16 protein-coding genes are annotated in these 19,298 nt (G+C 60.8%); 6 read left to right on the forward strand and 10 right to left on the reverse strand.

Features of this window, described 5'->3' with window-relative positions:
• The first annotated feature begins 63 nt into the window (after nucleotides 1-63).
• Genes GGE33_RS19260 through GGE33_RS19280 form a run of 5 tightly spaced genes read left to right on the forward strand, consistent with a single transcriptional unit; the run spans nucleotide 64 to nucleotide 6,295 of the window.
• Nucleotides 64-1,011, forward strand: a complete 948-nt coding sequence (locus GGE33_RS19260; RefSeq protein WP_183826696.1) for an ABC transporter permease — start codon at nucleotides 64-66, stop codon at nucleotides 1,009-1,011.
• A gap of 10 nt (nucleotides 1,012-1,021) precedes the next feature.
• A complete protein-coding gene (locus GGE33_RS19265; protein WP_183826700.1) occupies nucleotides 1,022-1,894 on the forward strand; it encodes an ABC transporter permease in 873 nt (290 codons plus the stop codon).
• Between the two features lie 39 nt (nucleotides 1,895-1,933).
• Nucleotides 1,934-3,718 carry a gamma-glutamyltransferase family protein gene (locus GGE33_RS19270; protein WP_183826702.1) on the forward strand — a complete coding sequence of 595 codons (1,785 nt, stop codon included), beginning with the start codon at nucleotides 1,934-1,936 and terminating at the stop codon, nucleotides 3,716-3,718.
• A gap of 4 nt (nucleotides 3,719-3,722) precedes the next feature.
• Nucleotides 3,723-4,487 carry a DUF1028 domain-containing protein gene (locus GGE33_RS19275; RefSeq protein ID WP_183826705.1) on the forward strand — a complete coding sequence of 255 codons (765 nt, stop codon included), beginning with the start codon at nucleotides 3,723-3,725 and terminating at the stop codon, nucleotides 4,485-4,487.
• Nucleotides 4,484-6,295, forward strand: a complete 1,812-nt coding sequence (locus GGE33_RS19280; protein WP_183826708.1) for an ABC transporter ATP-binding protein — start codon at nucleotides 4,484-4,486, stop codon at nucleotides 6,293-6,295. The genes GGE33_RS19275 and GGE33_RS19280 overlap by 4 nt, the downstream gene beginning before the upstream one ends.
• Nucleotides 6,296-6,375: 80 nt before the next feature.
• Here the strand turns inward: GGE33_RS19280 and GGE33_RS19285 are convergent, their stop codons facing one another.
• The 8 genes from GGE33_RS19285 to GGE33_RS19320 all read right to left on the reverse strand — a co-directional run bounded on the left by GGE33_RS19285 (nucleotide 6,376) and on the right by GGE33_RS19320 (nucleotide 17,586).
• Nucleotides 6,376-8,109 carry a M14 family metallopeptidase gene (locus GGE33_RS19285; protein ID WP_183826712.1) on the reverse strand — a complete coding sequence of 578 codons (1,734 nt, stop codon included), beginning with the start codon at nucleotides 8,107-8,109 and terminating at the stop codon, nucleotides 6,376-6,378.
• Nucleotides 8,110-8,139: 30 nt separating this feature from the next.
• Nucleotides 8,140-8,988 carry an ABC transporter permease gene (locus tag GGE33_RS19290; protein ID WP_183826716.1) on the reverse strand — a complete coding sequence of 283 codons (849 nt, stop codon included), beginning with the start codon at nucleotides 8,986-8,988 and terminating at the stop codon, nucleotides 8,140-8,142.
• A gap of 6 nt (nucleotides 8,989-8,994) precedes the next feature.
• Entirely contained in the window at nucleotides 8,995-9,918 is a 924-nt protein-coding gene (locus GGE33_RS19295) for an ABC transporter permease (RefSeq protein WP_148146652.1), read from the reverse strand.
• Between the two features lie 78 nt (nucleotides 9,919-9,996).
• On the reverse strand, nucleotides 9,997-11,532 hold the full coding sequence (locus GGE33_RS19300; protein WP_183826719.1) for an ABC transporter substrate-binding protein: 1,536 nt from the start codon (nucleotides 11,530-11,532) through the stop codon (nucleotides 9,997-9,999).
• Nucleotides 11,533-11,588: 56 nt separating this feature from the next.
• Nucleotides 11,589-13,412, reverse strand: coding sequence for an ABC transporter ATP-binding protein (locus GGE33_RS19305; protein WP_183826722.1), 1,824 nt, complete (start codon nucleotides 13,410-13,412; stop codon nucleotides 11,589-11,591).
• A complete protein-coding gene (locus GGE33_RS19310) occupies nucleotides 13,409-15,175 on the reverse strand; it encodes an acetyl/propionyl/methylcrotonyl-CoA carboxylase subunit alpha (protein WP_183826725.1) in 1,767 nt (588 codons plus the stop codon). Before GGE33_RS19310 ends, GGE33_RS19305 begins: the two co-directional genes overlap by 4 nt.
• Entirely contained in the window at nucleotides 15,172-16,773 is a 1,602-nt protein-coding gene (gene pxpB / locus GGE33_RS19315; protein WP_183826809.1) for a 5-oxoprolinase subunit PxpB, read from the reverse strand. The genes GGE33_RS19310 and pxpB overlap by 4 nt, the downstream gene beginning before the upstream one ends.
• A 45-nt stretch (nucleotides 16,774-16,818) precedes the next feature.
• A complete protein-coding gene (locus GGE33_RS19320) occupies nucleotides 16,819-17,586 on the reverse strand; it encodes a LamB/YcsF family protein (RefSeq protein WP_183826728.1) in 768 nt (255 codons plus the stop codon).
• A 338-nt stretch (nucleotides 17,587-17,924) separates the two neighbouring features.
• Here GGE33_RS19320 and GGE33_RS19325 point away from each other — a divergent pair, with 338 nt between their 5' ends.
• Nucleotides 17,925-18,560, forward strand: coding sequence for a GntR family transcriptional regulator (locus GGE33_RS19325; protein WP_246436277.1), 636 nt, complete (start codon nucleotides 17,925-17,927; stop codon nucleotides 18,558-18,560).
• A 45-nt stretch (nucleotides 18,561-18,605) separates the two neighbouring features.
• Here GGE33_RS19325 and GGE33_RS19330 read toward each other — a convergent pair whose 3' ends face one another.
• Both GGE33_RS19330 and GGE33_RS19335 read right to left on the reverse strand, forming a co-directional pair.
• A complete protein-coding gene (locus tag GGE33_RS19330; protein WP_183826731.1) occupies nucleotides 18,606-19,151 on the reverse strand; it encodes a gluconokinase in 546 nt (181 codons plus the stop codon).
• Nucleotides 19,120-19,298: SDR family oxidoreductase (locus GGE33_RS19335; protein ID WP_183826733.1), on the reverse strand; the 179-nt coding region annotated here is incomplete at its 5' end. The genes GGE33_RS19335 and GGE33_RS19330, both read right to left, overlap by 32 nt.

The raw sequence follows: 19,298 nt of genomic DNA on the forward strand, positions 1-19,298 counted from the left end.
GACATTCCTCGTGCGGCGCCCACACTGACCATACCGAGACCTAGCCTGAACGAGGGCGATGCCATGCCTGTTTACATCGGCAAGCGACTACTGGTCGCGATCCCGACGCTGCTGATCATTTCGATCTTCGTCTTTTCATTGCAGAAGCTTTTGCCCGGTGACCCGGTTCTGGCCATGGCCGGTGAAGAGCGCGATCCGGCTACGATCGAATTCCTGCGCGAGAAATATCGTCTCAACGATCCGATGCCGATTCAGTACCTCAACTGGCTGGGCGGCGTCGTGACAGGTGATTTCGGCATTTCACTCAGAACCAACCAGCCGGTGCTGGAACTGATCGGACAGAAACTGCCGGTCACCATTCAGCTTGCCGTCATGGCGATGTTCTTCGCGATGATCATCGGCATCCCGATCGGTATTCTGGCTGCGGTGAAGAAGAATACCTGGATCGACTACACCGCCAATATCGTGGCGCTTTCCGGCCTCTCCATCCCGAATTTCTGGCTCGGTATCATGCTGATCCTGCTCGTCTCGGTCCAGCTCGGCTGGCTTCCGGCCTCCGGTTACGAGTCGATCTTCGTCGATCCGGTCCGTTCCATCCAGACGATGATCATGCCGGCCTTCGTCCTCGGCAATGCGCTTGCCGCGACGCTGATGCGCCATACCCGCTCGGCCATGGTCGCGGTTTTAAGCTCCGACTATATCCGCACCGCCCGCGCCAAAGGGCTGTCGCCACGCGAGATCATCTTGTCGCACAGTTTCCGCAACGCGCTTCTGCCGGTCATCACGCTTCTGGCGCTGCTCTTCGGCGAGCTGCTTGCCGGTGCCGTCCTGACCGAACAGATTTTCACCATTCCGGGCTTTGGCAAGATGACCGTTGATGCCGTGTTCACCCGCGATTATGCCGTCGTCCAGGGTATTGTGCTCTGCACCGCCGTCGGCTTCATCCTGATGAACCTTCTCGCCGACATTGCCTATGTCCTGCTCAATCCGCGCCTCAGGGCGACTATCTGAGGACGACGATATGACCTCCATCAACTCCACCATCTCCATCCCTGCCAAGCGACAGGAGAGCCGCGCCTGGAAGAAGATGAAGCGCAACAGGTCGGCCCTTGCCGGCCTGATCATCGTGCTTTTCTTCGCCATTCTCGCCATCGCCGCTCCGATCCTGCCGATCGCCGATCCAATTGCCACAAGCTGGGGCGCGATCCGCAAGGCACCATCCGCCGCCCACTGGCTCGGCACTGACGATCTCGGACGCGACATTCTCTCGCGGATGATCTACGGCGCGCAGGCCTCGCTGATGGCCGGTGTCGTCTCGGTTCTGATCGCCGTGGTGATCGGCGTGCCCTTTGGCCTGATCGCCGGATATTTCGGCGGCTGGGTCGACATGGTGATCTCGCGTGTCACCGAGGCTCTGCTTGCCATGCCCTTCCTCATCATGGCGATCGCGCTTGCCGCCTTTCTCGGCCCGAGCCTGACCAATGCGATGATCGCCATCGGTCTTTCGGCCATGCCGATCTTCGTGCGGCTGACCCGCGGCCAGGTGCTTGCGGTCAAGACGGAGGACTATGTCGAGGGCGCTCGTTCGATCGGCCTGAACCATTTCGACATCATGACCCGCTACATCCTGCCCAATGTCTTTGCCCCGATCATCGTTCAGGCAACGCTTACGGTGGCGACCGCGATCATCGCGGAAGCAAGCCTTTCTTTCCTCGGGCTGGGCCAGCAGGCGCCAGCACCAAGCTGGGGTTCGATGCTCAACACCGCCAAGAACTTTCTGAGCCAGGCACCGTGGATGACCATGTGGCCTGGTATCGCAATCTTCCTCGTCGTCATCGGGTTCAATCTGCTTGGCGACGGCCTGCGCGATGCACTCGATCCTCGCGAAGCCTAAGACTGGGCGAAGCCTGAAATCTCATAGGGAATTCCAAGAATGTCCGATTTTACCACTCGCCCCGAAATCCTCGGCACCTTCGGCGTCGTTACCTCCACGCATTGGATCGCATCCGCCGTCGGCATGGCTATCCTCGAAAAGGGCGGCAATGCCTTTGACGCCGCTGTTGCCACCGGCTTCGTTCTGCAAATCGTCGAGCCGCATCTCTGCGGCCCGGGCGGCGATATGCCGGCTGTCTTTTATTCCAAGAAGACCGACAAGGTGGAAGTCATTTGCGCGCAGGGGCCGGCACCGGCAGGCGCCACGATCGAGCACTACACATCCGAAGGCCTGAAACTCATCCCCGGCGACGGGTTGCTGGCCACAGTCATTCCCGGTGCCTTCGATGGCTGGATGCTGATGCTGCGCGACTACGGCACGATGAGCGTGCGCGAGGTGCTGGAGCCGGCGATTTATTACGCCGAGCACGGTCATCCGACGCTGCCGCGCGTGTCGAATACGATCAAGGGCCTTGCCGATTTCTTCAAGAAGGAATGGCCGACCTCCTACGAAACCTGGCTGCCGGGCGGTTCTGCACCGGAAGCACATGCCAATTTCAAGAACCCGGTCTTGGCCGAGACCTACAAGCGCATCATCGCGGAATCGGAAGCCAGGACCGGCCGCGAAAATCAGGTCGAGGCGGCGCGTGACGCCTTCTATCGCGGCTTCGTGGCGGAAACGATCGATAGCTACCTCAAGACCGCCGAAGTCATGGATGCGAGCGGCTCCAAGCACAAGGGTGTCTTGACCGCTGAAGACATGGCGAACTGGAGCGCCACCGTCGAAGCGCCGCAGACACTGGATTATCAGGACTGGACGATCGCCAAGACGCCGGCCTGGGGGCAGGGGCCGGTGCTTCTTCAGTCGCTTGCGCTCTTGAAGGGTTTTGATCTTGCCGCCATGGACCCGTCTGGCCCGGATTTCGTCCATACGGTGGTCGAGGCGATGAAACTCGCCTTCGCCGACCGAGAGGTCTATTATGGCGATCCGGAATTTGGTCAGATCCCGACCGAATATCTTCTCTCGGAAGGCTATAATACCGAGCGCCGCAAGCTGATCGGCTCGACGGCTTCGCTCGACCTTCGCCCGGGTACCGTGCCGGGTTACGAACATCAGGTCGACGCGACCATGGCGATGCTGGCCGAGATGAGCGGCACGGGCACAGTTTACGAGCCGACCATGTCGCACCTGACCGAAAAGCGTGGCGATACTGTCCATATCGACGTCATCGATCGCTGGGGCAACATGGTCTCGACCACGCCGTCGGGCGGCTGGCTGCAGTCCTCGCCGATCGTGCCGGGGCTCGGTTTCGCGCTGAATTCCCGCGCCCAGATGTTCTGGTTGAAGGACGGCCTGCCGACTTCGCTTGCACCGGGCAAGCGTCCGCGCACGACGCTGACCCCGTCGCTGGCGCTGCATCAGGGCAAGCCCTCTATGGTCTTCGGCACGCCGGGCGGCGACCAGCAGGACCAATGGCAGCTGCCTTTCTTCCTGCGGTATGCTCATCACGGCAAGAACCTGCAGGCGGCGATCGACATGCCGCTCTTCCACACGTCCCATTTCCCGGGCTCGTTCTATCCGCGCACCAGCTCGCCGGGTGAGATCATGGTGGAAAGCACAATCGGCGAAGCAACGCTCGAAGAGCTTCGCCGCCGTGGTCACAAGGTGAAGGTCGCGGATGCCTGGTCGGTCGGTCGGCTGACGGCCGCCCGCCGCGATGCCGATGGCCTGCTTCGGGCTGCCGCAACTCCGCGCCTGATGCAGGCCTATGCGATAGGACGCTGACACCATGACCTGGTCGATCGTCGCACGTGATCCCAAAACGGGAGATTTCGGTATTGCAGTTGCCAGCCGCTTTTTCGCGGTCGGCTGCGCGGTGCCGCATATCAGAGGCAGAGTGGGGGCAATCGCCACCCAGGCCTTTGTCAGCCCGATCTACGGAACCGATGGCCTCAAGCTCCTCGAAGAGGGGCTTGCACCGGAGGAGATCATTGCGACGCTGACCGCGCGTGACGACGGCCATCGCCAGCGCCAGATGCATCTGATCGACGGTCAGGGCCGCAACGCTGCCTTCACGGGCGAAAAATGCGTTGATTGGGCGGGCCATCTGGTCGCGGAGAATGTTTCCGTCGCCGGAAACATGCTTGTCGGGCCTGAAGTCATAGCAGAGACGCTGCGGGTCTACAGAGACCGTGCAGCCTCCGGCATGCCGATGGCCGAATGCTTGCTCGACGCGATGGATGCAGGCGAGGCGGCAGGCGGCGATAAGCGCGGGCGACAGTCGGCGGCGATCGTCATCTATCGCGATCAGGATTATCCGTGGCTGCGCATTCATGCCGACGATCACGCAGCGCCACTTGCGGAACTGCGCCGGCTCTATGCCGTGGCGCAGGAGCGGTATCTCCATGTGGCCGAGACCATGCCGACCCGTGACAATCCACATGGCATGATCGACCGTTCGGTCATCGATCAGAAAATTGCTGCCCTCGAGGCTGCCCGCGACGCGGAAGGCCGTGCCCCCGCCTCCTTTGCTACACCCTGGAAACCTCTATGACCCAAGCTCCCGTCCTGTCCGTCAAAAAACTCTCGACCTCTTTCCTCGTCGATGGAGAATGGAAGAGCGTTGTCCGCAACATGTCCTTCGACGTTGCGCCGGGTGAGACCGTCGCCATCGTCGGCGAAAGTGGCTCCGGCAAGTCCGTCACTTCGCTGTCGCTGATGCGTCTTCTGGCTCCGGCAACCAGCCGCATAGAGGGCGAGGTCATGCTGAATGGCCGCAACCTGCTTGCACTATCTGAAAAGGAGATGCGGGCGGTGCGCGGCAATGAGGTCTCGATGATCTTTCAGGAGCCGATGACCTCGCTCAACCCGATCTTTACCATCGGTAGGCAGATCTCCGAGGTTCTGGTCAGACACAAGGCGATGTCGAAGACCGAAGCCCGTGCAGAGACGATCCGGCTGCTCGAAAAGGTTCGCATCCCCAATGCTGCCGGCCGTTTCGATGAATATCCGCACCAGTTTTCCGGCGGCATGCGCCAGCGTGTGATGATCGCCATGGCGCTCGCCTCGCGGCCGAAGCTGCTGATCGCTGACGAGCCGACGACCGCACTCGACGTGACCATTCAGGGGCAGATCCTCGACCTGATCAAGGTGCTGCAGGAAGAGGAGGGCATGTCCGTCCTGTTCATAACCCATGACATGGGTGTCGTTGCAGAAATCGCCGACCGCACCATCGTCATGTTCCGCGGCGACGAGGTCGAGACCGGCCCGACCGAGGAGATTTTCCATCGCGGCAAGCACCCGTACACGCGGGCACTTCTCTCGGCCGTACCGAAGCTAGGCTCGATGCAAGGCCACGACTGGCCGACACGGTTCCCGGTTCTCGACGCCGAGACGGGTAAACCGGCCGAACCGGTAGAGGTGGCCGATACCGTCGTCCTGTCGAAGCGTCCGGTTCTGGAGGTGAAGAACCTCGTCACCCGTTTCCCGATCCGTTCCGGCCTCTGGTCGCGTCAGACGGGTGCCGTCCATGCGGTCGAAAACGTCTCCTTCGATCTCTTCCAGGGCGAAACCCTGTCGCTGGTCGGCGAATCCGGCTGCGGCAAGTCGACGACGGGTCGTTCGATCATGCGTCTCGTCGAACCGACCGGAGGTGACGTTGCGCTCGACGGTTATGACGTCATGCGGCTCGACACGATGGGCCTGCGGCAGATGCGCAAGTCCGTGCAGATGATCTTCCAGGATCCGTTCTCCTCGCTCAATCCGCGCATGACGGTGGGCACGGCGATCTCCGAACCCTTCATCAAACATCGTCTGGGCACGGCAAAACAGGCGAAGGAAAAGACGGCGGATCTGCTCGAAAAGGTCGGTCTTTCCGCCGATATGGCGAGCCGTTATCCGCACGAATTCTCCGGCGGCCAGCGTCAGCGCATTGCCATCGCCCGCGCGCTGGCTCTCGACCCGAAGGTGATCGTCGCCGACGAAAGCGTCTCGGCGCTCGACGTTTCGATCAAGGCACAGGTCTGTAACCTGCTTCTCGATCTGCAACAGAGCCTCAACCTCGCCTTCCTTTTCATCAGCCACGACATGGCCGTGGTCGAGCGCGTCAGCCATCGTGTGGCGGTGATGTATCTGGGCGAGATTGTCGAAATCGGGCCGCGTGCGGCCGTCTTCGACAACCCGCAGCATCCCTATACGAAGAAGCTGATGTCCGCAGTGCCGGTGCCTGACCCGGCACGACGGGGCATCCGTCGCGGCATTTCCAACGACGAGCTGAAAAGCCCGGTGCGGGCAATGGGTTATGAGCCGCCAAAGCGGGAATACAAGGAAGTGTCACCCGGACATGTGGTACAGATCGGCTGATCCAGCCGATCTGATTATGGCAGATTACCGGGGGGTTGGGAGGTCGTTGGACCTCTATCCATCCCCGGCAGATCTCGTGATCAGACCGATGCCTTTGATTGCAGCATCTGCCAGGATTCGTAGGCCGAAATGACGGTTTCCATCTGTGCAGTGTGGCCGGTGATGAAATCGTTGCCGTAGATCGTCTCGTCCGGATATTCGGTGATCAAAGTCAGCGGCACGGTGTGGCGGTCATCGATCGACGACAGGCAGGGGAAACCGTTGATGATGCGGAAACCCGTTTCGCCGGCGTGGGTTTCGTAAAGCGCGATCTGGCGGTTGTTATAGTCGAGAATGCCCGGAATGGCGCCGAGATGCCGTGTCACGTGGTCGAGCATGGCTTCGGCTTGTTCCGTCCAGCCTGCGTGGTGGCGCATTACGAGGAAGAAGCCTTTCGGCAATGTCCACATGGCGAAATTGCGCGGCACGTAACCTGAAAGCGGGCGTGTCCATTCATGAGACGGGTAGCCGTGCAGGTTCACATGCAGTTTCGCGCCGCTGATTTCCTGCGCCTTGAAGCGGATTGCCTTCTCGTTCAGGTGCTCGCCTGAATTTTCGCGGGTGCGGTATTCGAGGTCGTCACCGAGAGCCGTGTAACGGGCGGCGTGGTGCATGTGGCGCGGGTTGTCGACGCGCAGGCGCTGGTGCAGCGCGTAACCATCCGGGTTTTCCAGCGGCGAGATGGTGAAATGCGCATTGGCGCGCTCTTTCAGCGCGCGCGCGGCGCGGATGGCGCCGACAATGCCGGTCGTTTCGTTCGGATGCTGGCCACCGCTGATCATCACGGCCGCTTCGTTGCCCTTGATGTAACGGGCGACAAGAACTCGGCCGGAACGGGAATTGGCGGAAAACTCTTCGCCACCGATTTCGGCCAGCATCTTGGCCATCTGAGCCGCTGCCGGCGGTTCAATCGCGGTATCGATCGCCTGTTCCTTGCCGTCGAGGAAACCGGTCGTCAGAGGCCGGGTTTCTACGCGGATGTTGATCTCGCCAGCACTCTGAATGATTTCCGGCACGATCTGACCGGGCTTCAAGCCGCGGTCGCCGAGCGGGCGGCCGGATTTCTTCTGGAAAAATTCCAGCAGCGAGAAGTAGAAATCCTCGTGAAGGGCTTCGCGCAGGCTGACGACTTCGTCGCCGACCGGCAGGTCCATGTCTTCGGCTGGGTGCGCGACGCGAATGTTCAGCTCTTCGAAATAGGGTTCGGTTGAGCCCCAATCGTAACCGGCAACCGCGTTGATTGCGCCGTGGAACAGGCGCTCGTAGTCGGTTTCCAGACGCTCGCCGGTCGTATCGCCTTCGGTGCGATACCAGCCGGTTGGCGAGACATTGGTTTCGCCTACGACATCTTCGTGGACGCGGTTCGGCACGAGAATTTTCAGCGTTTCGCTTTGGCCATTGCGGGTCAGCGTCACGTCGTAAAAGAACTCACCGTCCTCGCGGGCAATGAATTCGATCTTCGCGTCACCAACGAACGATGCAAGCGGATAAGCTTCGAGACGGAAACGGTTGGCCGGGGCATTGGCATGCACCGGGTAACGCACCTCGATTTTGCTGACGCCGGCAAGGTCGATCTCTTCCAGAAAGGTGAAGAGAAGTGGCTTGTACGCGCTGCGGATGCGGGCGGTGATGCCCTTTTCCTTCAGCGCCTGCTCGGTGGCACGGCGGCTTTTTGTATCGTCAAATGTCCAGGCTTCGAAAGCGAGGCCGGGCTTGGCACCGGTGACCAGAGTTTCAAGAGTACGCTCGATTGAAGTCTCGAATATCGTGGTCATGGTGTCATGCCTTGCTGTGTATCGAAGTGTTTATCTTGAGGTGCGACCGGTCGGGTCGAGGCTGTCGCGCAGCCAGTCGCCGAGCAGGTTGAGGCCAAGCACGGTGAGCAAGATGGCGAGGCCCGGGAAGACGCTGACCCACCATGCGGTCTGCAGATAGGTGCGGCCATCGGCCAGCATGCCACCCCAGCTCGGAATGGTCGGATCGACACCGAGGCCAAGGAAGGTCAGACTGCTTTCGAGCAGAATGTTGTTGGCGACGTTGAGCGTCATCAGCACGATTACCGGGCCGATCAGGTTCGGCAGAAGATGCTGGAAGATGATGCGCCAGTCCTTCACGCCGATGGCACGCGCCGAAAGGATGAATTCACGCTCGCGCAGCGTCAGGACGGAGCCGCGCACGAGGCGGGCATATTGCACCCATTGCGACACGATCAGCAGGATGATCGTGTTCGTCAGGCTGCCGCCGACGATGGCGATGAAGGTGATTGCGAGAAGGATGAACGGCATGGCGAGCTGCAGGTCGGCAAAACGCATGACCAGCATGTCCCAGAAGCCGCGATAGTAACCGGCGATCAGGCCGACCACAACGCCGAAGATGACGGCGCCGATGACGGAGGTGAAACCGACCAGAAGCGAGATCTTGCCGCCGGCAACGACACGGGCCAGCACGTCACGCCCAAGCGGATCGGTGCCGAACGGATGCGCCGCTGACGCAAAGGGCTTTGCCAGACGTGCCATCAGGTCGATCTTGTCTGCGCCACCGGGAAACAGGATATCGGAAAACAGGACTGCGAGGCATATGATGACCGTCAGAGCCATGCCGAGAATAAATTCCAGGTTCGCGAAGCGCGACAGGCGGGAGGTTTTGGAAGCCATGGTCGGTTACTCCGTGCGGATGCGCGGGTCGACGAGGCCATAAGCGATGTCGACCAGAAGGTTGATGCCGACGATCATCAGCGACAGAACGGTGATGACGGCCTGTAGCACCGGGAAATCGCGTGCGCCAACGGCGTCGAAGGCTAGCGTACCCATGCCCGGCCAGTTGAAGACGCGCTCGATGACGACGATGCCGCCAAGCAGGCCGCCGAATTGCAGGCCGAAATAGGTGATCAGCGGAATGGCGCAGTTGCGCAGCGCGTGCTTGTAGAGAACCTTGCTTTCGGAAAGCCCCTTGGCACGGGCGACCATGATATATTGCGATTGCAGGGTTTCCAGCATCGATGTGCGCACGAGGCGGACATTGGTCGCCGTCAGGATGACGCCCATGGTGACAGCCGGCATGACATAACTTGCCCAGCCCGACATGCCGCTTGGGGGTAGCCAGCCGAGCGTGATGGCGAAAAGTAGGACCAGCATGGTTGCCAGCCAGAAATTCGGGAAGGACAGGCCGATTAGCGAGAAGATACGGATCGCCTGATCGGCGGCCTTGCCGCGCGAGGTGGCGGCCTTGATGCCGAGCGGGATAGACAGCGCGATCGACACGAACATCGAGATGAAGGCGAGCAGCAGCGTGGCGGGCAGGGCATGGCCGATCAGCAGCGAAACAGACGTGCCGCCGGAAAAGCTGCGGCCGAAATCGAGCGTGACCAGACCCTTGAGGAAGTTGAGATATTGCACGAAGAACGGCTGGTCGGTGCCGAGCGCTGCACGAATGCGCGCAAGATCGTCCTCCGTCATGCTGCCGCCGCCCTGAAACATCGTCACTGCCGGATCACCGGTCAGGCGAATGGCGAAGGAGACGACGAGAGTGATGGCGATAACGACGAAGATCGCCTGTAGCAGTCGCTTGATGAGGAAACCGGCCAAGTTCTAGTTCCTAAAAGAGAAGTCCAGCTTCGCCCGCAAGGCGGGCGAAGCGATTTGACAGAAAAATCGCCGCGAAGATTATTCGACGGTGACGTCGGTCAGCTTCATGCGGTTGTCAGGGGGCGCGATGAAGCCCTTGACCCGCTTGTTGATGCCGAAGATCGCGTTGGTGTTGTAGAGCGGTAGCTCAAGGGCGCGCTCGGATGCATAGGCACCGACTTCCTTGAGGATCTTTTCGCGCTCGGCACGGTCGGTCAGCGGGCGCTGCGATTCCAGCAGCTTGTCCAGCTTTTCGTCCTTGTCGTAGGGGTTCCACTTTTCGCCCGAGTGGTACATCGAATACGCCGTGTTGTCGTAATCGAAGGTCCAGCCGCCCCATTTCTGCTGGAACATCGCGCCGGTCTTGCCCTGCGGGATGATGTCGTTCAGCAGAACGTTGGTCTCGTAAGGCTTGATCGTGGCGGTGATGCCAACCATCGACAGATAGCTGGAAATGACCTGCGCAACTTCGTTCATCGTCGCGTCATTGCCGCGGATGTCGATCTGCAGCGTTGCACCGGCCTTCACGCCGGCTTCCGCCAGCAGCTTCTTCGCACCTGCCGGATCATACGGGATCGCCTTCAGGTCCGGATCGAAACCGAAGGAAAGCGCGCTCTGGAAGCTGGTGATCTCGGAGGCCTGGCCGGCGAGGATCGACTTAACGATCGTGCCGCGATCGACGGCCATGATGATCGCTTTGCGTACCTTCGGATCGGCGGTGATGCCGTCACGGGTGTTGAAACGCAGCGCATCGACGGTCGGGCCGGGAACGGAAACGATCTCGAGCTTGTCGTCGCCCTGGATGACCGGCAGCATGCCGATCGGAATGGTCGGCGGGATGACGAGATCGACGCGGCCGGCCTGCAGTTCGGCAACCGCGGTCGCTGGCTCCGAGATGAAGCGGTATTCGAGTTCCGACAGCTTCGGCGCCCCGCCCCAGTAATCCGGGTTGGCCTGAAGCTTGATGTCGACCTTCGGCTGATAGGAGACAAACTTGAATGGGCCTGTTCCAACCGGGTTAAGGTTGAAATTGTCCTCACCCTTTTCGGTGATGTATTTCGGCGGAACGATCATCGCGCCATAACCGGCGAGCTTGGTCAAGAGGACCGGATCCGGCGCCTTCAGCTTCAGGTCGACCGTGTAATCGTCGATGACGTCAACGCTTTCGATGGCGATATAGTTGGAACGCTGCGGGCCCTTGGCACCCTGTTCGCCGAGAAGGCGCTCGAAGGTGAACTTGACCGCGGCGGCGTTAAAGTCTTCACCGTTATGGAATTTCACGCCCTGGCGCAGCTTGAAGCGGATGCGCTTGCCTTCGTCCAGTTCTTCCCAGCTTTCGGCAAGACCGGGAACGAGCTTGAGGTCGGGACCGCGATAGGTCAGGCCGTCAAAGATATTGGTGGCAACCGCTGCCCACTGAACGAGGAACGTGTCGATCGGATCCCAGCTGCCCGGATCCTGTGGCGACGAGATGGTCATCTTGCCGGCGGCAAAGGCCGGGGCGACGGAAAGTGCGGTGCCGGCGAGAGCGAAAGCTACGAACGCCGACGCCAGTCCCCTTTTGAACGTTGTCATTACCTGTTCCTCTTCAGATGCTTGCGATTGTGTCGCGGTTTGTGATCCGGGTTTCTTCAGGCGCTTTTGGCGATGAAATGACCCGGATTGATTTCCTCGTGGGAAAGAATGGCCGGCTCGTCGCCGACGCGACGGACGGGATTTGGAATTTCGCCCTCGATCAGCGCCGTGTTGCGCGATGCCGTCGGATCGGCAACCGGAACGGCGGAGAGAAGGCGGCGGGTATAGTCATGGCTCGGGTTTTCGAACACCTGGCGGCGTGAACCCATTTCCATGATCTGGCCGAGATAAAGCACGGCGACGCGATGGCTCATCTTTTCGACGACCGCCATGTCGTGGCTGATGAACAGATATGCCAAGCCGCGCTCGGCCTGCAGATCCATGAACAGGTTGATGATCTGCGCCTGAATGGACACGTCGAGCGCTGACAGCGCCTCGTCGGCGATGATCAGCTTGGGATCGGACGCAAGCGCACGGGCGATGCAGACACGCTGGCGCTGGCCGCCGGAGAACTCGTGCGGATAACGCGAGGCGACATTCGACGGCAGGCCGACACGCTCCAGCAGTTCATCGACGCGGCGTTTGACTGCCTTCGCATCGTTGATCAGGCCGTGGGTGTTGATCGGCTCGGCGATAGAGAAGCCTACGGTCTTGCGCGGGTCGAGCGAGGCAAACGGGTCCTGGAAGATATACTGGACTTCCTGACGCATGCGGAAACGCTCGGCGGCGGACATGGACGAATAGGTGCGGCCGTTAAAGGCGATCTCACCGCCAATGGACGACTGCAGCTGCTGGATCGTGCGGCCGATGGTGGACTTGCCCGAACCGGATTCGCCGACCAGAGCCAGCGTTTCACCGGGATGGATGTCAAAGCTGACCTTCTGCACGGCGCTGCAGCGATGTGTTGCCTTGCCGAACAGGTTCTTCTTGATGTCGAAGCGGACGAAAAGGTCTTTTACCGACAGAAGCGGCTTCTCGTCGTATTTGGCAGTGTCCTGCACGCGCTCTTCGCCGACAACGGTGGGTTCGCCATCCTGAAGGACGGTCAGCGGCATGCGCTTTGGGAAATCTTCGCCGGACATGCTGCCGAGGCGAGGCACGGCGGACAGCAGAGTGCGGGTATAGGGATGCTGCGGGTTGGCGAAAATCTCGTTGACCGGACCTTCCTCGACCTTCTTGCCCTTCCACATGACGACGACATGGTCGGCCATTTCGGCAACCACGCCCATGTCATGGGTGATGAACACCATGCCCATGCCGAGCGTCTTCTGCAGATCGCGCATGATGTTCAGGATCTGCGCCTGAATGGTGACGTCGAGTGCGGTGGTCGGCTCGTCGGCAATCAGCAATTTGGGGCGGCAGGCGAGCGCCATGGCGATCATCACGCGCTGGCGCATGCCGCCGGAAAGCTGGTGCGGGAAGCGGTGCAGAAGCTGGCCCGAATCCGGCAGGCGCACCATGTCGAGCAGGCGCTGCGCCTCCATCATGGCGGCGGACTTGCCGAGCTTTTCATGCAGCATCAGCACTTCGCAAATCTGGTCACCAATGGTGAAGACCGGGTTGAGCGAGGTCATAGGCTCCTGGAAGATCATGGCGATCTCCTTGCCGCGGATTGACCGCATCTCCTTCTGGGACGCCTTCAGCAGATTCTTGTCGTTGAACATGATGCGGCCGCTCGCGTATTTCGCGCCCATCATGTCAGCAAGTCGCATGGTTGACAGCGAGGTGACCGACTTGCCGGAACCGGATTCTCCGACGACGGCAACGGTCTGGCCGGCCTCGACCGTAAACGACAGATCGTCGACGACGCGGCTGGAGCTGAATTCGACGCTCAGGTTTTCGACCGACAGAAGCGGTTTGATGGTTTCGCTCGTGGTCATGTCCGTGTCTCCGGCTTGGCCTGTTCGGTCGTTGAAGGTTTGCCGCTATCGATGCGGGCGATGACGGCGCCTGCCGTCTGTGATGAACCGGCTTCAGCAAGGATGGTGATGGTGCCGGAAACCGGTGCGGTGACCGCCGTTTCCATCTTCATCACGTCCATCATTGCCAGAACTTCACCTTTTTCTACAAGTGCGCCATCGGAAACATTCCAGTGAACGAGAAGGCCGGGCACGGGTGCAATCACCGCACCCGCATCGTTCTCTTGGCTCTTCTTGTCGCTGTTCGAGGTTGCCGAAAGCGGTCCGAGCAGGCGCAGGAAGGCATCCGGAATACCGATTTCCACACGCTTGCCGTCGATTTCGACATGGCCGCGCAGAAGGCCGGCGCTCGATGCTGGGGCAGGGCGGCTTGCGGCTTCGAGCGTTTCGGCAAAATCGGTCTCGATCCAGCGCGTGTGGACCCGGAAAGTTTCAGCGAAGTCATCATGGGTGATGACTGCGCGATGGAAGGGCAGCACCGACGGCACGCCTTCGATGGCAAATTCGCTCAGCGCGCGACGTGAACGGGCAATCGCTTGTTCACGGGTCGCACCCCAGACGATCAGCTTGGCCGAAAGGGAATCGAACATCGGCGGAATGGCCGAGCCGGAAACGACGCCGGAATCCAGACGCACGCCGGGGCCCGAAGGCGCGGTGAATCTGGAAATCTCGCCGGCAGACGGCAAAAAGCCACGGCCGGGATCTTCCATGTTGATGCGGAACTCGATGGCATGGCCGCGCGGCTCTGGCATCGTCGTCACGCTGAGCGGCAGACCTTCTGCGATGCGGAACTGTTCGATGACGAGGTCGAGGCCGGTCGTTTCTTCCGTCACCGGATGTTCCACCTGCAGGCGGGTGTTGACCTCGAGGAAGGAGATCACGCCATCGGCGCTGAGCAGGAATTCCACCGTGCCGGCGCCGGTGTATCCGGCTTCGGCGCAGATGTTGCGCGCAGCGGAATGGATTTTCTGGCGTTGCTCTTCGGAAAGGAAAGGCGCAGGTGCTTCCTCGACAAGTTTCTGGTTGCGACGCTGCAAAGAGCAATCGCGGGTGCCGACCACCAGAACATTGCCGAGACGGTCCGCCAGAACCTGCGCCTCGATATGCCGCGGGCGGTCGAGAAACTGCTCGACATAACATTCGCCGCGACCGAAGGCGGCCACCGCTTCACGCGTGGCCGATGAAAACAGTTCCTCGACTTCGCCGAGTTCGCGGGCGATCTTCAAGCCGCGACCACCACCGCCATGTGCCGCCTTGATGGCGATCGGCAGGCCAAATTTCTTTGCGAAGGCCAGAGCCTCGGCGGGCGAGGAAATCGCGCCATCGGAACCGGCAACCAGAGGCGCGCCGACCTTCTGGGCAATCGCACGCGCCTTCAGCTTGTCGCCGAGTGCCTCGATCACCTGTGGATCGGGGCCGATCCAGATGAGGCCCGCGTCGATGACGGCTTCCGCAAATTCACTGCGTTCCGAGAGAAAACCGTAGCCGGGATGCACGGCATCGGCGCCCGAGCGCTTCGCAATCGCAATGAGTTTGTCGATATCGAGATAGCTGTCTTTTGCGGTCACGCCATTCAGCGCATAGGCCTCATCGGCCAGAGTTACGAACAGCGCGTCGGTGTCGGCATCGGCATAAACGGCGACCGAGGTCAGGCCGTAATCCTTGCAGGCCCGGATGATCCGCACCGCGATCTCGCCGCGGTTTGCTATCAGAACCTTTTTCATGGGCATTTTCCTGGAATGAAACGGGGCGCGAAGCGGCTCACCGCGTTGAAGCGGATCTTTGCGCCGACAGGTATCTGGCCGGCGAGATCTAGATGATGGCCGGCGACATTGGCGATGACCGGATAACCGCCGGTCAGCGGATGATCGGCAAGAAACAGCACGGGCTGGCCGCTGGCCGGAACCTGAAGCGCGCCGCGTACGGTGGCCTCGCTCGGTAGCTCGCTGTGGTTGGACCGTTCGAGAGCATCGCCCGACAGGCGGATACCGACGCGGCTGGACTGCGGCGTGACCGACCATTCCTGGGTGAGGAAGCTTTCGACGGCGGAGTTGCTAAACCAGTCGGTGCGTGGGCCCATCACGACATCGAGCACGATGGTTTCTGTGGCGGACGGCATGGCAAAGGCGGGTTCTTCCGCCGCAACCAACGAGCCAGTTGCTGCTGCCTGAACTCCGATGACATCGCCGGCGACAGGGGCGGCTGGGCCGATCTGCGCCAGTGTGTCTGTCGCCGTGCTCGCAAGCACCGGAGCAATATCAAAGCCACCGCGCAGGGCCAGATAGGAGCGCATGCCGCTTTCCGGCGTACCGAGCGAAACGACGTCGCCGTCATCGAGCGCGATGGCTGTGTGGTGCAGGCCCGAGATTTTGCTGCCGTCAGCGCCGGTGATCGAGATCTGCATCGTAGCGCCGGTCAGTGCCATGACGCTCTGGCCACGCATGCGGAAGCTGAGGCCGCCGAGGGTAATTTCCAGTGCGGTTGTGTTTGCCGGATTGCCGACGAGGCGATTGGCGGCCTTGAAGCTTGCCCGGTCGGCGGCGCCCGAAACGCTGATGCCCTGCCCGGCCTGACCCGCACGGCCAAGATCCTGAAACAGGATCGGCAGGCCGATGGAGAGAATTTCGATCGATGCCGTATCGGCTTCTGGCGATACAATCGCCTTGGCTGCGGCGGCTTTGACCGAGGCCTTGATCTCGTATGCCGCGTCCTTTGCCATGTCGCGAAACTTGATGCGACTGCCCGGCTGCAGCAGCGAGGCAGGCGTGCGGTCGATATCGAACATCGCGAGCGGCGTGGTGCCGATCAGCTGCCAGCCGCCGGGGCTGGTTTTCGGGTAGATGCCGCTGAATTCGCCGGCCAAACCAACAGCTCCAGCCGGAACCTGCGTGCGCGGCGACTTGCGACGCGGCACGGCAAGGCGCGGATCGCCGCCGGACAGATAGGCAAAGCCGGGCGCAAAGCCGGTAAAGGCGGCGACATAATCGCTTTCGCCATGCAGCCGGATGACATCTGCAGCGCTCATGCCGAGAATGCCGGCAACCTCGGCCAGATCCTCGCCGTTATAACGCACTGGAATTTCGACCAGCGCACCAGATGCAGCCTTGCGCTCACCACCGGCTAGGGCCGTAATGGCATCAACCAGTGCTTCATCGGAAACCGTGTAGGGATCGAACGAGACGAGCAGCGTGCGGGCTGCCGGAATGATTTCGGTGATGCCCTCGATCGGGCTGGTTTTGAGCGCATCGAACAATGCCAGCGCCTCGCCGAGATCGGCAAGTTCCACGAGAATACAATCGCCACGCACCGGAAGGATGCGCATCGACGTGTCTCGGGTCGTGTTCGGCATGACGGGCTGCATGATCGTTCAGGCAATTCCGCTGAAGGCTCGGATGCTGAGGCCCGACTGCTCGAAAACCTCGCGCAGGCGCTTGGCCATGGCAACGGCACCCGGGCTGTCGCCATGCACGCAGATCGACTGTGCATCGACCTTGGTGAACGTCCCGTCGATCGCGTCGATCACGCCTTCCCTGACCATGCGCACCATGCGCGTGGCAATGAGGTCGGGATCGTGCAGAACAGAACCTTTTTCGCGGCGCGAGACGAGATTGCCTTCCGGTGTATAGGCGCGGTCGGCAAAGGCTTCGGCAACGACAGTCAGGCCGGCTGTGCGAGCCTGAGCGACAAGCGGAGAGCCGGCGAGCGCCATCAGCACCAATGAGGGATCGACAGCGAGGATCGCGTCGATGACGTCTTTGCCCTGGCGGGCATCAATGGCGATCGTGTTGTAGAGCGCGCCATGCGGCTTCACATAGGTGACGCGCGTGCCCGCGGCCTTTGCGAGACCCTGCAGCGCGCCGATCTGGTAGATCACGTCGCCGATCAGTTCCTCGCTGGATGGGTCCATGTTGCGGCGGCCGAAACCGGCGAGGTCGCGGTAGCCGACATGGGCACCGATGGCGACGCCGCGCTCGGCAGCTGCCTTCAAGGTCTTGAGGATTCCGGCCGGGTCGCCCGCATGAAAGCCACAGGCCACATTGGCGCTGCTGACGATATCGAGCATGGCGGAATCATCGCCCATCGTCCAGGCTCCGAAGCTCTCGCCCAAGTCACTGTTGATGTCGATAGTCGGCATGAAATTCCATCCGTCTTGATAAGTTGACTAAACGCTAACAAAGGCGAACAATACTGTCCAGAGTGTTGAACAATTTTTGTGTATTGCCCTACAAATGATCAATTGCTCAATATTTGCACAAAAGATGAATTCTGCACGGATAAGTTCGCTTTCTGCCTCTGCCTTCAGTTCATTTTGCTTGTGAGCGGCTTGGAAGCGCATTACCGAAAATGAAAAGCTCGTCCGAAGCGAAAGGGTAAGGCTTGGCTGCACGTAAACCGCAAGGTGATGAAACAGGATACTCAAACCTTGGCGGCAGCAACGCGACAGGATCGCGAGCGGCGGAGCCTGTACAGACGCTGGCCGAAACGGTCGCCGAGCGCGTTCGCGAAAAGGTCATATCGGGCACGCTCACGCCTGGAAGTCACCTTTCTGAAATGGTGCTGTGTGAAGAGCTGCAGGTTTCGCGAAACACGCTGCGTGAAGTTTTCCGTATCCTGACGAAGGAAGGATTGCTGCGCTACGAAGCAAACCGCGGCGTCTTCGTTTCCACGCCGAGCATGTCGACTATCATAGACATCTATCGTGTGCGGCGCTTCATCGAATGTTCTGCACTGGCGCAGGCGCATCCGCGCCATCCGGGTACGCAGCGCATGCGGCTGGCGGTGGATGATGCGCATCGTTGCCGCGAGGCAGGAAACTGGCTCGGCGTCGGGAGCGCCGACATCTCGTTCCACTCGGCGATCGTCGAACTTGCAGACAGCCCGCGCCTATCAAGTTTTTATGCACATATTTCGCTGGAACTGCGCCTCGTCTTCGGCCTGCTTCAGGATCCCGAATTTCTGCACGGCCCGTTCATCGACCAGAATGGCGAAATACTGCTGGAACTTGAAGCTGGCCGCTCGGGGGCCGCGGCTGAAAAGCTGGAAGCTTATCTGCTGCGTGCCGAGCGCTTTATTCTAGGCGCTTATGCTCGCGTGGCGCCGTCGGCCTAAAATGACGGCTCAGCCGTACCGGTGAGCCAGCTTTGTTGTCTTAGGCTAGACAAGCCTCTTCAGGCCCTCGATAGCCAGGTCGGCAATCATCTCCGGCGTGTTGTCGATATTGACGACGACGACGCCAGCTTCCTCATCAGGTCGCTCCAGTGTGGCGAGCTGGCTTTCCAGAAGACTGGTCGGCATGAAGTGGCCTTCGCGGCTGCCCATGCGCTGGGTCAGCAGCGCCTTGCTGCCATCCAGAAACACGAAGGCCAGCTTTCCGCCCGCCGCCGCGCGCAAACGGTCGCGATACGCTTTCTTCAGTGACGAGCATGTCAGCACGATACCGCTTGTCGCGTGATCGGCGAGGATTTCGCCGATGCGATCGAGCCAGGGCCAGCGGTCATCGTCGTTGAGCGGCGTGCCCTTCGACATCTTGGCGATGTTGGCCTGAGGATGAAGATCGTCGCCTTCCTGATAGGGGAGGGACAGCGCTTCCGCCAGACGCATACCGACCGAACTCTTGCCGCAGCCGGCGACGCCCATCACGATGATGGGCCGCCGGAAGGCCTGTGCCTCAGAGGCTGATGGTGATGCCGCCGTCGACATAAAGCGTGTGTCCATTCACGAAAGAGGAACCCTTGCCCGACAGGAAGACGGTCGCGCCGACCAGTTCATCGACATTGCCCCAGCGGGCAGCCGGCGTGCGCTTTTCCAGCCATGCGGAAAATTCCGGATTGTCGACCAGTGCCTGAT

The sequence above is a fragment of the Aliirhizobium cellulosilyticum genome, assembly GCF_014198105.1.
GTDB classification, from domain to species: Bacteria; Pseudomonadota; Alphaproteobacteria; order Rhizobiales; family Rhizobiaceae; genus Neorhizobium; species Neorhizobium cellulosilyticum.

Bases quoted from the DNA above. Each gene is read 5' to 3' on its own strand.
- GGE33_RS19280 (WP_183826708.1), top strand. From the start codon at position 4,484: ATGACCCAAGCTCCCGTCCTGTCCGTCAAAAAACTCTCGACCTCTTTC.
- GGE33_RS19300 (WP_183826719.1), bottom strand. From the start codon at position 11,532: ATGACAACGTTCAAAAGGGGACTGGCGTCGGCGTTCGTAGCTTTCGCT.
- GGE33_RS19310 (WP_183826725.1), bottom strand. From the start codon at position 15,175: ATGAAAAAGGTTCTGATAGCAAACCGCGGCGAGATCGCGGTGCGGATC.
- GGE33_RS19305 (WP_183826722.1), bottom strand. From the start codon at position 13,412: ATGACCACGAGCGAAACCATCAAACCGCTTCTGTCGGTCGAAAACCTG.
- GGE33_RS19320 (WP_183826728.1), bottom strand. From the start codon at position 17,586: ATGCCGACTATCGACATCAACAGTGACTTGGGCGAGAGCTTCGGAGCC.
- GGE33_RS19265 (WP_183826700.1), top strand. From the start codon at position 1,022: ATGACCTCCATCAACTCCACCATCTCCATCCCTGCCAAGCGACAGGAG.
- GGE33_RS19275 (WP_183826705.1), top strand. From the start codon at position 3,723: ATGACCTGGTCGATCGTCGCACGTGATCCCAAAACGGGAGATTTCGGT.
- GGE33_RS19290 (WP_183826716.1), bottom strand. From the start codon at position 8,988: ATGGCTTCCAAAACCTCCCGCCTGTCGCGCTTCGCGAACCTGGAATTT.
- GGE33_RS19285 (WP_183826712.1), bottom strand. From the start codon at position 8,109: ATGACCACGATATTCGAGACTTCAATCGAGCGTACTCTTGAAACTCTG.
- GGE33_RS19270 (WP_183826702.1), top strand. From the start codon at position 1,934: ATGTCCGATTTTACCACTCGCCCCGAAATCCTCGGCACCTTCGGCGTC.
- GGE33_RS19330 (WP_183826731.1), bottom strand. From the start codon at position 19,151: ATGTCGACGGCGGCATCACCATCAGCCTCTGAGGCACAGGCCTTCCGG.
- GGE33_RS19260 (WP_183826696.1), top strand. From the start codon at position 64: ATGCCTGTTTACATCGGCAAGCGACTACTGGTCGCGATCCCGACGCTG.
- pxpB (WP_183826809.1), bottom strand. From the start codon at position 16,773: ATGCGCATCCTTCCGGTGCGTGGCGATTGTATTCTCGTGGAACTTGCC.